This window comes from Shewanella sp. SM20 (assembly GCF_025654545.1).
GTDB lineage: Bacteria > Pseudomonadota > Gammaproteobacteria > Enterobacterales > Shewanellaceae > Shewanella > Shewanella oncorhynchi.
Map to the genome: position 1 here is coordinate 166,425 of NZ_JAKKRK010000004.1, position 14,943 is coordinate 181,367.

The 14,943-nt window shown below is 46.9% G+C and carries 11 protein-coding genes; 8 read left to right on the top strand and 3 right to left on the bottom strand.

Features of this window, described 5'->3' with window-relative positions; translation table 11 throughout:
* Window positions 1–139: 139 nt before the first annotated feature.
* The 7 genes from L5M18_RS03460 to L5M18_RS03490 all read left to right on the top strand — a co-directional run bounded on the left by L5M18_RS03460 (window position 140) and on the right by L5M18_RS03490 (window position 11,338).
* Window positions 140–2,152, top strand: a complete 2,013-nt coding sequence (locus L5M18_RS03460) for a PhnD/SsuA/transferrin family substrate-binding protein (RefSeq protein ID WP_411569263.1) — start codon at window positions 140–142, stop codon at window positions 2,150–2,152.
* Entirely contained in the window at window positions 2,152–2,772 is a 621-nt protein-coding gene (locus tag L5M18_RS03465; protein ID WP_263195951.1) for a response regulator transcription factor, read from the top strand. Before L5M18_RS03460 ends, L5M18_RS03465 begins: the two co-directional genes overlap by 1 nt.
* Window positions 2,773–3,132: 360 nt before the next feature.
* Window positions 3,133–6,807 (top strand): ATP-binding protein, encoded by a 3,675-nt coding sequence (locus L5M18_RS03470; RefSeq protein WP_219253255.1) that lies wholly within the window; start codon window positions 3,133–3,135, stop codon window positions 6,805–6,807.
* Window positions 6,808–6,919: 112 nt separating this feature from the next.
* A complete protein-coding gene (locus L5M18_RS03475) occupies window positions 6,920–7,573 on the top strand; it encodes a hypothetical protein (protein ID WP_011790751.1) in 654 nt (217 codons plus the stop codon).
* 48 nt (window positions 7,574–7,621) lie between these two features.
* Entirely contained in the window at window positions 7,622–8,842 is a 1,221-nt protein-coding gene (locus L5M18_RS03480; protein WP_011790750.1) for a hypothetical protein, read from the top strand.
* Window positions 8,830–9,702 (top strand): hypothetical protein, encoded by an 873-nt coding sequence (locus L5M18_RS03485; protein ID WP_263195952.1) that lies wholly within the window; start codon window positions 8,830–8,832, stop codon window positions 9,700–9,702. The genes L5M18_RS03480 and L5M18_RS03485 overlap by 13 nt, the downstream gene beginning before the upstream one ends.
* A gap of 391 nt (window positions 9,703–10,093) precedes the next feature.
* On the top strand, window positions 10,094–11,338 hold the full coding sequence (locus L5M18_RS03490) for a dicarboxylate/amino acid:cation symporter (RefSeq protein ID WP_263195953.1): 1,245 nt from the start codon (window positions 10,094–10,096) through the stop codon (window positions 11,336–11,338).
* Between the two features lie 117 nt (window positions 11,339–11,455).
* Here the strand turns inward: L5M18_RS03490 and L5M18_RS03495 are convergent, their stop codons facing one another.
* Window positions 11,456–11,947 (bottom strand): TIGR00645 family protein, encoded by a 492-nt coding sequence (locus L5M18_RS03495; RefSeq protein ID WP_263195954.1) that lies wholly within the window; start codon window positions 11,945–11,947, stop codon window positions 11,456–11,458.
* Between the two features lie 575 nt (window positions 11,948–12,522).
* On the opposite strand from L5M18_RS03495, the gene L5M18_RS03500 reads away from it, so the two are divergent.
* Window positions 12,523–13,092, top strand: a complete 570-nt coding sequence (locus L5M18_RS03500; RefSeq protein WP_263195955.1) for a DUF7010 family protein — start codon at window positions 12,523–12,525, stop codon at window positions 13,090–13,092.
* A 731-nt stretch (window positions 13,093–13,823) separates the two neighbouring features.
* Here the strand turns inward: L5M18_RS03500 and L5M18_RS03505 are convergent.
* Window positions 13,824–14,585, bottom strand: coding sequence for a hypothetical protein (locus L5M18_RS03505; RefSeq protein ID WP_263195956.1), 762 nt, complete (start codon window positions 14,583–14,585; stop codon window positions 13,824–13,826).
* 117 nt (window positions 14,586–14,702) lie between these two features.
* Window positions 14,703–14,943 (bottom strand): integrase core domain-containing protein (locus L5M18_RS03510; protein ID WP_263195957.1); only part of this gene is annotated, 241 nt, incomplete at its 5' end.

Below are 14,943 nucleotides of genomic sequence, written 5' to 3' on the forward strand. Positions count from 1 at the left end.
TCAAAATGCTAGGGTTTTATTTTTTGTTACTTGAGTTTGGCCTGCTTCCAATTTGAATTGGATCTGCTTTTAACTGAATTTGAGCTTGAGTTGAATTTGAGTGATTGGGGATAAAGGATTGCACTTCACGTTATTGAGGATGATGAAAACAGTGTTTAGCTCAGGGATGTCGCTCAAGCGGCCGTTATCGATTCAGGGGCAAATTGCAACTAAGGTGACAACACGAATGATTTTCAGGATGGCACTAGCCGTGGCGTTAGCGTGCTTGCTCGCTTCGGCAAACGTGTTTGCCGCCGAGCCGCAGAATCAAAGCGCGCCTTCGGATGTAATGGAGGCTGAGGTTGTTGCGCCAGTCGCTAACGAAGAGACCGGTTATCAAGTGGTCGATGTGGGCGTGTTAGCCATCCGCGGTTATAAGGCGACGATTAACCGCTGGCAGCCGTTAATGGGTTGGCTCGAAACCCAAATTCCCAACAGTTACTTTAGGTTACATCCTCTCTCCCTCGATGAGCTCGCTAAGGGCGTTGAAACCCAAGGGCTCGATTTTGTGATCACTAACCCAGGGCAATTCGTGTTGCTGGCGCGGCAATATTCCCTTACTTGGTTGGCGACCCTGCGCAGTCCGTTAAATAATGGCGCGGCGATGCAAGTGGGTTCGGCGCTGGTGGTGCGCGCCGATTCACCCTATCAGACTTTAACTGATCTCAAGGGACGTCGACTCGGGATAGTGTCGAAAAATGCCTTCGGCGGTTACTTGACCTTAGTGTACGAAGCGCAGCTAAAGGGCATAGATTTGCCTCGCTTTGTGGGTGAGATTATTCCGCTGGGGTTCCCGCTAGATAATCTGTTGTATCAGTTAGATGATCAAAAAAGTGGTAATTATGCGGCGAAAGACAATCGACTGGATGCGGCTGTGGTGCCCGTGTGTCAGCTTGAGCAGATGCAAACGGAAGGTCTTATTAATATCGCCCATTATCGAGTACTCGATAATCAAGCGCCTGCGGGATTTAATTGCCAAGTCTCGACCCACCTTTATCCCAACTGGTCTATGGCAAAGACCAATCGCGCCTCCCAGTCTCTGGCTAAAAGTGTGACTCAAGCTTTGCTGGCGCTGCCTGAAGATCATCTCGCCGCTAAGTCTGCTGATTCGGCGGGCTGGACCACGGCCGTGAGTCAGCTTGCGATCGATCAACTGCTTAAAGATCTCGATATGCATCCTTTGCAGGCACCATGGTGGCAAAGGGCGTGGCAGTGGATCAAGTTACATCAACAATGGGCTTGGCTTGTGTTAGGGATTTTGGTTTTACTCAATGTGTATCATTTTTGGCTTGAATACCGCTTTAGCCGCCGCGGCCGTGAGTTGATTAACACTCAGCGCCAACTCAATGAAAACCGTGCGTTACTGGAACATGCCCAGCGTATTGCTATCGCGGGCGAGCTTGGCGCGAGTCTCTCCCATGAACTGAATCAACCTTTGGCGGCGATTGGCCATTATTGTCATGGCGCCGAAGTGCGATTACAGCGGGGGACGAGCCCTGAGGAGTTGCAATCTGTATTGGCGCTGATCCAGCAGGAAGTCACGCGCGCCGACAATATTATCAGTCGCTTACGTAATTTATTGAAGAAGCGACCTGTGTCGAAACAGCCTTTGTATCTGCATGAGTTGGTCAATGATACTGTGCCACTGCTTGCCTATGAGTTTGAACAACATCAAATCAATCTTGCCGTCAATGTGAATGGTGAACCCTATTTACAGTCCCTCGATGAAGTTGGCATGCAGCAGTTGTTGCTTAACTTGCTGAAAAATGCCTTTGACGCCTGCGTTCAGCGGTTAGAGCTTGAATCCAGTGGCACCGAACAGAGCATCACGCAAAAGCCATACACACCTACGATCGATATCGATCTTCGCTATCAAGAATGTACGCTCTTGCTGACAGTCACAGATAATGGCACAGGGTTAACCGAAGAGACCAGTCTGCTGATGCAAGCATTTTATTCCACTAAATCAGAGGGGTTAGGTTTAGGCTTAGTGATTTGCCGTGATATTGCCGAGAGCCATGGTGGTACGTTTAGCCTAGAAAGTGCTATGGGTGGCGGTTGCCAAGCGCAGGTGGCTATACCGCATAAACCTGAACCCAATGGAGCACAATAATGAGTCTTGATCTATCTGTGTATTTAATCGATGACGATGACTCAGTGCGTCGTTCTTTGCGTTTTATGCTTGAAAGTTATGGCCTTAAGATCACCGACTTTGATAGCGCCGAAGCCTTTTTTACCGCCGTAGACTTAACACTACCGGGTTGTGCGCTGGTCGATGTGCGTATGCCGGGTTTGAGTGGTCAGCAGTTGCATCTTGAATTAGTGGCAAAAAATAGTCCGCTAGCGGTGATTTATCTCACCGGCCATGGCGATGTGCCAATGGCGGTAGATGCGCTTAAATTAGGTGCGGTGGATTTTTTCCAAAAGCCCGCCGATGGCGCTAAGTTAGCCGAAGCGGTCGTCAAAGCGTTGGAACATACCAAGGCGCATCATCAAGACAATCAGTATCTTGAGACTTATCAAGCGCTCACGCCAAGGGAGCGGGAAATACTCAACCTGATTGCCCAAGGCCTGAAAAACCAAGAGATCGCCGATAGTCTCTGTATTGCCATGCGCACGGTCGAGATCCACCGTTCCAATTTGATGAAAGGCATGCAAGTGGGATCGCTGGCGGAAATGATGCTGATCTACAGTCGGATCGCCGAACGCCTGCGCCTTGAAGATAACCGCTAAAATTTACCTTTTACTGCGCTAATTGCCGCTTTGTTAGCCGCCTATTTTGGTTAAGTTGTCGTATCATTGACCGTTTGATTTGAGCCTAGCTATAGGGTTATGTTTTTGCTGAGCAATGGGCTGAGATGTGAGCCAAGGCATTAGTGCATCGCCGCTTAATTGCCAATACACTGTGATTGCCTTATTTTAGGGGCACTATTTTTAGGCCACGATTTTTAACATCACTTTTTAGTCACTTTTTTAAAGTGTTTATTTACAGTGACGATTTTAATGTCAGTGGCCCTCTTGGATTGTTTTCTCTTATTTGTGTAGAAGCTTCTGCAGCTTAGATAAGACTCTCCTGTTTGCATAAGGAATGAAATGGCAAGCTTGATTCGTATTGTGCTGATTGATACGCACCTTCCGGGCGTGGTGGAACTCGCCCTCAATGGTCATACCAACATTTGTGGTACTAACGCCTCGGGTAAAACGACATTACAACGTCTAGTCCCTGTTTTTTATGGTGAATACCCAAGCCGCGTGGTGCCTTCGACCCGCGACAGTTTCGAGCGTTGGTATTTGCCACACGATTCAAGCTACATCATTTACGAATATCAAAAGGCCGATGGCTTACTGTACCAAGCCGTGCTGGCCTCTGCGGGCGATGGTAAGGGCGTTAACTATCGTTTTATCGCCAAAGGTTTTGAGCTAAGCGATTATATTAAATCGCAAAATGGCGACACTATTCTGTGCCACACCATGGCGGAATTAGGCCGTGATTTAAAACGTGCCGGCATCGCGACCACTAATTTGCTTAATACCCGTGAATATCGCGCCATTATTCAAAACGATCGCACCCTATTAAGCACGGGCAGTAACCGTAGTGAACTACGCGGTTATGCACGCCAATTTGCCCTGTGTGAGGGGGAGCATTCCCTGCGCCACATCGAAAAACTCGCTAAAGCGGTGCACTCCAAAGAAGGCAAGATGGAGACGGTCAAATCCATGATCGCCGCCATTTTAGAGGAAGATGGGGTTAATCCGCCCAGCTCACGTTTGAATCCGCAGCGCGTTGAAGCGTGGATCCGTGAAAGCCAACTTATCCAAGGCTTTGAAGTTATTCGTCCTGAGTTTGAAAAACTCGAGCAAGAATTTAACCAACTGCTTAGCGCCGAACTGCGTTTATCGAGTCTGTCTCGCGGTTATCGCAACGATGAAACCTTAGAAGCCGATCGCCAAGATATTCAACAAACCTTATCTAAGGAACTGAATTTAAAACTCAGATTGCTTGATGATGAATGGAAAGAGCAGCGCGATGAGCTCAATCTCGATTTATCGGCAGCTAAGGGCGATGTGGCAAAGTGCGAGTATGAGCTCGATGCCATTGAAGATCAGCATGCTGCCTTTTTAGATGCCAACATAGAGCAAGCCAAGGCCGATCTTGAGATGCTGCCGAACTGGCGCACCGATGTTGAAAACCTAAGTGAACGCCATAAGCTGCAAACCGAGAAGCACCAAGACATTGAGGCGGCGTACAATGCCCGTCGCAGTAAGATTGGCGAGCAGTTAAACCGCGAGCTTGAAGGTTTGCATGCCGACCAAGACAAGCAGCGTGAAGCCCGCGATAAACAACGTGAAGTGGCGCGCACCGATATTGACGCCTTAGAGCTGCAATGGCGCAACCAAATGGATGCGGGCAAGGCTAGCTTTAGCGAGCAGGAATACCAATTCAAACTCACTGCCGCCGAGCTTAAATTGCGTGTTGATGGCGTGACTTACACCGAAGAAGAAAAGCTGAGTCTCGCGATTTTCGACGAACGTATTCACCGCGCCGACGAAGAACAAGAAAGCTGCAATGCCAAGGTTGAACGCTTAAGTAGCGATGAACGCAAGCTCAGAGCCAAACGTGACCAAGCTAACGAAGCCTTGCGTATCGCCACCTTAAGGGTGAACGAGCGTCAAACTGCGCTGGATGAATTGCACCATATGCTGTTCCCGCAATCCCACACCCTATTGGAGTTTCTGCGTAAAGAATCCCAAGGCTGGGAGCAAAGTTTAGGTAAAGTGATCGCGCCTGAACTACTGCATCGCACTGATTTACATCCAAGCTTAGTGACTGAATCGAGCGAAGCTTTCTTTGGCGTGCATTTAGATCTTAAAGCGATCGATGTGCCTGAATATGCCGCCTCCGAACAAGAGCTGCGGATTCGGTTAAGCAAAGCCGAAGAAGCCCACACTAGCGCCCAAGAAATGCAGGCCGAGGCCGAATCTCAGCTGGTGGCCATTAATGGCGAGTTGGATAATCTCAGCCGTGAACTGACCTTTGCCCGCACAGCGTACAAAAATAGCCGTGACGATCTGCGTCGCCTATTTGATGAAAAGCGCAGCGAGCAAGAGAAAATCAACAAAGCATTGAGCGAGCGCAAAGCCCATGCGGGACAAAGACTGACTCAACTCGATGGTGAGCTGAAACAGCTTAAACATCAGCACGAACTCTGGCTCGAAGATCAAAAAGAGCAAGCGCTTGAAGCGCGCATGGAAAAGAATGCCTATTGGCAGGAAGTTATCGGCGCGCTCGACAATCAACTCGGCCAAATTAAAGCGACCATTGAAGGACGCCGTGAAAGTGCCAAAATCGAGCAGAAAGCCTGCGAGACTTGGTACAAAAACGAGCTTAAATCCCGTGGTGTGGATGAGGATAATATCCTCAAACTCAAGCAACAAATTCGTGAGTTAGAAACCAAAATCAGCCGCGCCGAGCAGCGTCGCAGCGACGTACTGCGCTTCGACGATTGGTATCAGCATACTTGGCTTGCGCGCAAACCTAAACTGCAAACTCAGCTTAGCGATGTGAAGCGCGCGGTATCGGAAATCGATCAACAGCTTAAGGCGAAAACTCAGGATGTTAAGGCCCGTCGTCAACAACTTGAAACCGAGCGTAAAGCGTCCGATGCGGCGCAGGTTGAAGCTTCTGAAAACTTAACTAAATTACGTGCCGTAATGCGTAAACTCGCCGAGCTTAAGTTACCGACCAATAACGAAGAAGCCCAAGGCAGCCTAGGCGAGCGTCTGCGCCAAGGTGAAGACTTGCTGCTAAAACGCGATTACTTGATGGGTTCGGTGAAGCAATATGTGGAGCATTTTGACTCAGTGATCGCCAGCAAGTCAGGTTCGGGCCTTGCCGAAACCTGGGAGCGTGCCCGCGAAGAATCGAGCTTTATCAACGATAAAGGTATTCGCCTGCTGGATTACCGTAAGTTAGTGCCACAGCTTGAGCAATTGTTGAACGTGATCGTGCCGCAATCGATTACCGCGCTGCGTGAGCAAGGACGGATTTTCGGCGTCGACTTAACCGCTTTCTACGATGTGTTAGCCGATATCGACCGCCGCATTGCCTCCCAAAGTGCGCGTATTACCCGCGAAGTGGGCGAAGAGTTATTCCTCGATGGCGTGTCTGAATCGGCGGTACGCATTCGTTCGCGCATCAGCGAGTTAGAGTTCTGGCCTGAGCTTGAGCAGTTCGTCAAAGCCTTTAAGCATTGGAAAGCCGATGGCTTTAATGGCTTGCCCGATGAGGATTACACCAACAGCATGCGCCGTGCCTTAGACATTATCGGCCGCGCCGCATTAACGGGGGGTATCTCTAAGTTGCTGGAAATCGAGCTGCGCCTCAAAGAAGGTAACAGCGACTTAATCATCCGCACCGACAGACAGCTTAACGAATCCTCAAGCCACGGTATGGCGTATCTGATTTTGTGTAAGTTCCTGTTGGCATTCACGCGCTTGCTGCGTGGACGCGCCGATGTGACCATTCACTGGCCAATTGATGAGTTGGGCACTTTGCACCATACCAACGTGAAGAAGATTTTCGACGCCTGCGAAAACAACAATATTTGTGTGCTGGGCGCCTTCCCGAACCCTGAGTCTGAGGTGCTGAACTTGTTCGCCAACCGTTACATTATCAACAAACAAACTAAGAAGTTGCAGGTGGTGAAGCCTAAGGTCAACCCAATAGCAGACATGTTGAACAAGCGTTTGTCGAAGGAGGCCATCTAATCATGCTTGAATTAAAACAAACCAAGATGTTGCAGCTGGTAAAACCTAAGGCTAACGTGAAAAGCGCAATTGCCGACATGTTGAATAAGCGTTTGTCGAAGGAGGCCATCTAATGAGTGATGCAACCCAAACCGTATTAGTTGGCACTGGCGCTTTGATTGAGCTGTTACTCAAGGGCGAGTTTATTTGCCGCACCACCAATGAAGAAGGCTGGCGCGCCCTTAAAAATAGCAGTACCCGCGAGCGGGTCGAAGCTTATCTCAATCAAATCAACCGTACCGTGGCGTCTGCCGCCGAAGGTGATGTGTTCTTCTGCGGTTACTTACAGTTAGGCGATGCCGAACGTAAAGTGATTTCATCGCAGTTTAAAGATATCTGTCAGGCATTGATCCCGCTGGTGGAATGGTTGGTATTAGTGCAAGAAGCCAGTGGCCAAGATGCGCCGCTGAGCGAAGGTGCGCCCGTGCGTTTAACCGAGCTGCAAAGCCGTATCGAAGACACGCCGGCGTTCCGTGAGCAGTTAGCCAAGCTCAGCCAATATCGTTTATTTGGCTCAACTAGCACTAACAGCGATGCGCAAATCAAATTAGTCTTCAAACGCTTAGTCGAACTCGGCTATTTAGTACGACCCAATGCGGAGAAGCAAATCTATATCGCCACGGGCAAGCTGGATTATCTGTATGAAGTCATTCGTTTTATCGATGAAACCGAAGGTTTAAGCCTAGAAGCGCAGGCAGAAACGGCGACCCAGCGGGATCTAATATAATGTTGGCACTGTTAAACCTAGGTAAAAGCTGCGACCAAGGAGGCCATGATGAGCAGTAACTTACATCAGGCGGGTGTGAAACTGCTCAAGCAGTTAGGTCGCCATGCTGACATCATTATGGACACCTATTTAGCGGGCTCTCTTAACGAGGATGCGCACGATCCAAGCGTGGTCGAAAAGCTTAAACAGGCAGGGATTTTATGGCGGCCAGAGCCAGATCAGGAGCTGCGGCTTAAGCGTTCTGTGCGTGCCTTACTCGAAGAAGGCTTAAGTGACGAGCGCAATCGCCAAATCGACTCTAATGTCGGTTCGGCCTTAGCCACGATTAAAACCTTGGCCGATCATTATAAAGAGGCGCGTCATAGCTCAGACTACAGCGCCGCCGAGGCCTATTTATCAGATTTAAGCGAGCATGTTTATAGTTTCGCCGACAGTCTGCGTTATTCGATCCGTGTGCTCTGGGGCCGCATTAATAACGAGTTCGGTTATGTGGGTACGATCAACGCTAAGATCCGCGAAAACGAATTAGCTCAAAGCCAAGTGTCTGAATTGCTTAATGGCTTAGAGATGTTCCAGTTTAGTGAGCTAGGCGAAATCGCTGGCGATATCCGTGAACTGCGCAAGCTCTTAGTGACGACTTTGCAGGAAACCATGAGCGACTGCGCCCAGGAACTGAGCGTAGTGCAGGGGCGTTTACTCGAACTCTTAGGACGCTTCAGACAAATCCGTGGGCGTACCCGTTTGCTCAAGGGCTGGTTGCTCTACACTGATTTGCATCCGGATTATCGGCCTGCGGACCATGTGTCCCACAAGGAAATCCCGAGTCTATTTAATCGCGCCGAAATCTTGCTCGCCCCTGCATCGGTGGACGTGCACAACGCCAGCCAAGAGCTGGAGTTGATGGGCATAGTCGCGCATATCAAGGCCATCAGCCGCCATCCTGTAATTGCGGCTGTGCGTGAGCATGATGTATCCGTTTCTATCACCCAAAGTGAAGACTTCGATGTGCCGGATAATCCACTCAAACAAGCGGTGGATGAGTATTTCGTCGATGTAATTGAGTCTGGCCTGCGCCAATCGGCGCTGGAATATCTGGCGGATAAGGCTTTGCCTTGGGACGCTGAAAGCTGGATTTATCAAGTGATTGGTGGCTACGAAGGTCTGCCCGATGAACACAAAGCTTACTTTGAGCTTGAGCCATTGGGCGAACCGCATCCCATCTATAGCGGCAACTTTATCATTCGCGATGTGGAATTATGGCTCGCCTAGGCCAACAACAATTACAACTGTTGGAGAACGCTTTTATTAAGCGTTCTCCCAAGGTTAAGCTCACGGCTAACTGGCGCGCTATTTACCGCGAGTTAGAAGTGGGTGAGTTAGACGGATCCGAAAAGTATCTGTGTTTTGCGCCCAAAGATTTTGAACTGCTAAGGCAAAGCGTGTTGGCGTTAATGGGGCTTGATTTAAGGCAGCTTGATTTTAATGTCGATCGCATGGCGATGTCCGCCAAAAGTCACGATGAAAAGCTCGCTAAGATACGCCCTGAAGCCGAATACGTTTTGATGAAGTATCTAGGTTTCGAATCTTCACCAACTGGGATTTCAACTCGCACATCACTGCGAATTCCTTTGGATGAAGCACAAAAGCATTGCCATGAACTCAATGTCGCAGCCATCCTAGTGGTTGAAAATTTGGATGTATTTGATGTTATCTATCAAGCGCGTTTACCACAGGATTTAACTCATGTGATGGTTATCTACCGAGGTAGCGGTCATCATTCCCCGATTGGCGTGCGGCATTTTTTGCAAGCGATGGCAAATAAATTACCGATCATTGCCTTTACCGACTTAGATCCCGCAGGGTTACAAATCGCCCATACTTTAATGGGCGTGACCCATTGCCTTGTGCCACAACTTGCGCTGACAGCACCTGCTGAGTTATTGGCAATAGCACAAATTAATTCTACTGATGATTTCGACAAGCAAGCGAAACAGGTTAAGTATTTACAAAATACCGAGTTAAAGCATTGGCAAAAATTAGCCGTTTGGCTAAATCAACACCATATTAGTATCAAACAGCAGCACCTGCTGCATCATCGGCTTGAGCTAGTACTACTGGCATACAGTTAACCTTTATCCTTCCCCATATCTCTGTAAAATGCGATATAAGTGGTTTTAAATGCTGATTAAAGTGTTTATTCAGTTTTTAAATCTAGAGTTATCCCAATAAAACCCGTTAATCGTGATTTTTTTGTTTTAATTCTGTTATTATTTTTATTTTAAAATAAAGTGGTCAACTGGTTGTTTATTATTCAGTTGTTTTTATTTTATTTAAAATCATATGGATATAAGTTTTTTGTGATGTGTTTTGCTTAATTTGAAATTAAATAAGTAAATTTATTCATTGAATTAACGGCTAGCATGTTTCACTATCCCCGCCTGAGCCAAAAATGGATTGGCAATTGTGCTCATCATGGAAGATGAATAACAAATAAATGACCTTTCTGGGGAAATCACAAGCATGATGAAATCACTTTCGACGCGGATCTTTATTGGTCTGTTTGCCGGCCTTATTTTCGGCACAATAGTGCAATACTTCTTAAACGATATCGGTTTTTTCTCGGGTAATTTAGTCGAGCTTGCCGGTGGCGTTGGTACTATGTTCGTCAATATGATCATGATGCTGGTTGTGCCACTCGTGTTTGTGAGCATCGTTTGTGGTGTCTGTGAGCTGCAAGATCTCAAAAGTTTTGGCCGCTTGGGCGGTAAGACCTTCGGTTTTTATATCATCAATACCTTTGTCGCAATCGCGACGGCATTATTAGTGGCACTGCTACTCGAACCCGGTAAAGGTGTAGATATGAGCAGTACGGATGGCGTAGCGATTACAGCAACTGAATTGCCAAGCCTGATGGCGCTGGTGATCGACATAGTCCCACGTAATCCTGTGACGGCTTTTATGTCGGGCAATATGCTACAAGTGATCTTTATGGCCTTGTTGCTTGGCGGTGTGATTAAGTCCCTTGGGGAGCATGTTGCGGGTGCTGTCCAAGGTTTTCAAACAGCCAATAGAATCATGATGAAACTGATTTCTGTGGTGATGAGTCTTGCGCCCTATGGTGTATTTGCCTTGATGTTTAAACTTGGCGCGACCTTAGATGCCGGTGTGTTTATGAGTGTGGTTGAGTATATGGTGCTGATCCTCGCGCTGTTGCTACTGTGGATTTTTGTGGTTTATCCTATGGCAGTGGGGATATTTACCCCAATTTCAGCCAAAACCTTCCGCGAGAAGACCCAAGAGCAAGTGCTGTTTTCACTCTCGACTGCAAGCTCAAATGCGACTATTCCTGTGACCATGCGTACTTTAACGGACAAGTTAGGCGTGAACCGTGCTGTTGCTGGTTTTGGTGTACCGCTGGGTGCAACCATGAACATGGGCGGTGTGGCGATTTATATCACTATTGCGATTTTCTTTGTTGCCAATGCTTTTGGCATGCCCATTACCACTGAGCAATTGCCTTCGCTGTTATTTAGTGTCTTCCTATTATCTGTCGGTGCGGGCGGTGTGCCCGGTGGCGGCATGGTGATGATAGGTGTGTTAATCCATCAAATGGGATTACCGATTGAAGCCTTTGCCATAGTGGCGGCCTTAGATCGGATTATTGATATGGTGCTGACATCCTGTAACGTGGTTGGTGATACTGCGGTGTTGACCATAGTGGATCAAACCGAGAAAGTGCATCAGCTTGAGTCGGCGAAGAGTTAATGTGCCATTAAGTCGTATTCTATAAAAACAAAAGCCACTGAAAACAGTGGCTTTTGTTTAATATTCTCTATGCTGGTACTGATGCGTTGCTAGGTTGGCATCAACTATGTTAGCCCATTACTTAGTGCGAGTAATTTTATCCAGATAGCCCATGGCAAAGGCTGATAATACAAAGGTGATGTGTATTAACAGATACCACATGATTTTGTCGTTATCGATATTCTTCACATCCATAAAGATTTTCAGTAGGTGAATAGACGAAATCGCCACAATCGACGCCGCCACTTTGTTTTTCAGTGAGCCAGAATCTAATTTACCCAGCCAACTTAGCTTCTCACTGTCTTCGCCCACATCCAGCTGCGAGACAAAATTCTCATAGCCAGAAAACATCACCATCACAATCAAGCCACCGACAAGGGTGATATCAATCAAAGACAGGGTCACCAGCACTAAATCCACTTCCGTCATCTCAAAAATGATCGGCAGAATATGGAAGATTTCTTGGAAGAATTTAATGCCTAAGCCCAATAACACCAGACTCAGCCCCAAGTAGATGGGCGCCATAATCCAGCGCGATGCATACATGAGTCTTTCAAATATTTTTTCCATTTGGAGTAAACCCTTAGTGGTTAAAGCACAAAAATCGAATCTATGATGCTAAAACAATAACATACTGGGTTAAAGCCGCGCTATCGGCGGATAGTTTTTCAATTCGATAATGGTATGAAACTCTTTATGCGGCCTTGCGGCCGAGGTGGATCAACAAAGTCGTGGGGCTTCACCCCACACCCGACCAAGGAGGACTGCTCGTCCTATCCTCCTTGGATGCTCCATGACGCCCCTAGCGAAGTTACATGCATTGATTAGTGGCTTCGTGCTTATTCGAAAATCGCTAACGCTTCCGATGGTACATCCTGTACCCCGAAAGCTAGCTCGGCATCCATGCCTCGCTCACGCTATTTTCTTCAACGCCCTTCAGCAACTTCACAGGGGAGGTGAACTTCTGTGGCCACTGTGTGGGCTGTAACTACTGAAAGAGTTATGTCTGTGCCATCTTTCCCGCTCATTTTCCCTAATAAGTTTATCATCGATGACATTTGTCATCCTAGATTGCTGACAACTCACACTGCCGTGATGGACATTTTACGCAGATACTTAAGTCATCTAAACAAGGAGGCTTAATCATGCAACATAAATCACTGGACCAACAATTAATCGAATACCGTCAACAACGTGCTTTAGCTATGCCCTTATCCGGCATGATTGTGTGGAGCTTACTGTTTGTATTGAGCTTTGTATTACCTCCTTCGCAGTTGGTGATGGCGGTCTTTATCGGTACTGGTTCTATTATCTACCTTGCCATGGGTATTTCGCGGCTGACGGGCGAGAATATCTCGTTTAAGAAAAGCGCTGAGCGTAATTGGTTTGAGACTGTGTTTCTCGCTGCGATGGGGATGAGTTTTTTAACCTTTAGCATCAGTATTCCCTTTTTTATGGAAAATTATCTGGCTTTGCCTTTCGCCCTTGCGGTGCAAACAGGTTTAATGTGGTTAGTCCACGGTATTTTAGCTGCGCAAAAGGTGGCCATAGTGCATGCGATAGTGCGCACTTTAGCCTGTGTGGCAGCTTTCATGCTTTGGCCTGAGTTGAGTTTTCAGCTTCAACCTTTGATTGTGGTGGTGTGTTATGGGTTTTCGATTCCACTCATGGAACGTCGTTGGAAGATTCAGCAAAATCTTTGTGTTGCAAGTTAGTTGTTAGTCAGTTTTGCGGCCTTACGGCCGAGAAAGTCGTGGGGCTTCACCCCACACCCGACCAAGGAGGACTGCTCGTCCTATCCTCCTTGGATGCTCCAAGACGCCCCTAGCGAAGTTACATGCATTGGTTACTGGCCTTGGTCTTATGGATAAATTGCTATCGCTTCCGAAGGCAACGTCCCTGTACCTACGAAAGCTAGCCGGACATCCATGTCCGGACTCACGCAATTTATTCCAACGCCCCGCGGCAACTTCGCAGGGGATGGTGAACTTCTGTTGCCTTGGTGCTAGCTGTTAGTCCTAAAGAGTTGTGCCTGTCCCATCTTTCGTGGGTTTATGAGTCTTGCGGCCTATCGGCCGAGGTCGGTTAAAGTCGTGGGGCTTCACCCCACACCCGACCAAGGAGGACTGCTCGTCCTATCCTCCTTGGATTCTCCAAGACGCCCCTAGCGAAGTTACATGCATTAGTTAGTGGCTTCGTGCTTATTCGAAAATCACTAACGCTTCCGATGGTACATCCTGTACCCCGAAAGCTAGCGAGGCATCCATGCCTCGCTCACGCGATTTTCTTCAACGCTCTTCAGCAACTTCGCAGGGGATGGTGAACTTCTGTTGCCTTGGTGTTAGCTGTTAGTCCTAAAGATTTGTGCCTGTCCTATCTTTACCCGAGGTGACCATATATGTCCTATTTTTTGTTAAGCGATATTGTCCACAACTGTTTTATTAATTTACAACGGTGAAAATTTTGAGGGGTTAATATCGAGCCTTCTTAAGTCAAATGGCCTTAATCTGCTTTCTTCAAATAACTCAATCATGCTTTTAAAAAGATACATCTTCCTATGTTCATCAACTACCAAAGGATTTTCTTTTAATAACGTAGCATTGCATGCAGACATAACCATAGAGCCGAACTCAATTAGCTGTTTATCTGACCAATCTTTCATATACCGATTTTTTTGATATTGGTCTACTATAAATGCTTGACCTTTCTTGGGTATTTCTAATTTTGGTTGATTCAATTTCTCAATTTCAAACTCATCTTCACCAGAATCTTGGAGTTTGTGGTTACAATTATTAAAGTAAGAATAGTGCTCAAAAAGCTGCTTCAAAGCCATTGCTGCTTGTTTGCTAACTTGATTCTGTGGAACGTTATCATTAGTTATTCCGTAGATCGGTATAACTGGGCCACTTAGGTGCGAATTTTTTACTTTATGAGTGCCTTGAATAAGTGTGACGTAGTTAATGTGTGAAAATCTTAGCTCAGTTCCTATTTTTTGACTTATCCTTTTGCATATATAATCGACTAAAATATCTGGTTCAAAAAAGTCAGCTAACTCGTTAATAATAATCAGCCCTCCAGCAGTTTGACTATTCATATTGAGCAATTCGATTGTGTCTTTGATTTGCTTATTTGCATTGCTCATGATTTCTTCAATATGACGAAATGCAACCGTTTCAAATTTGCTTATTAGCCTTTCTCCATCAGGCATTAGACTCACAACATTTCGAAAGTTGAGTTCACCATAGATTGCTGGGAAATCTGGCCGCTTCATTATCCCATGAAAGAAGTCTTCCATTTTGAGGGTTGGATTTTCTTTGTGTAGTGGTCAAGTAAAATTGGCCACGATTTTAGAGTCATTCCAATATAAACGTTCTGACTCATTTGGCGTTAACCCACCATTATATTGATTGGGTCTGGTCTCACTGTAATATCCAGTGATGTAATTTGTGATCTCTTTATCTGCTTCTGTAAAATTCCCATAACCATTGGCGGGTATCCACTCAGATTTCAAACTTCTAAAGAAACGCTCCATTGGTGCGTTATCCCAACAATTCCCGCGACGACTC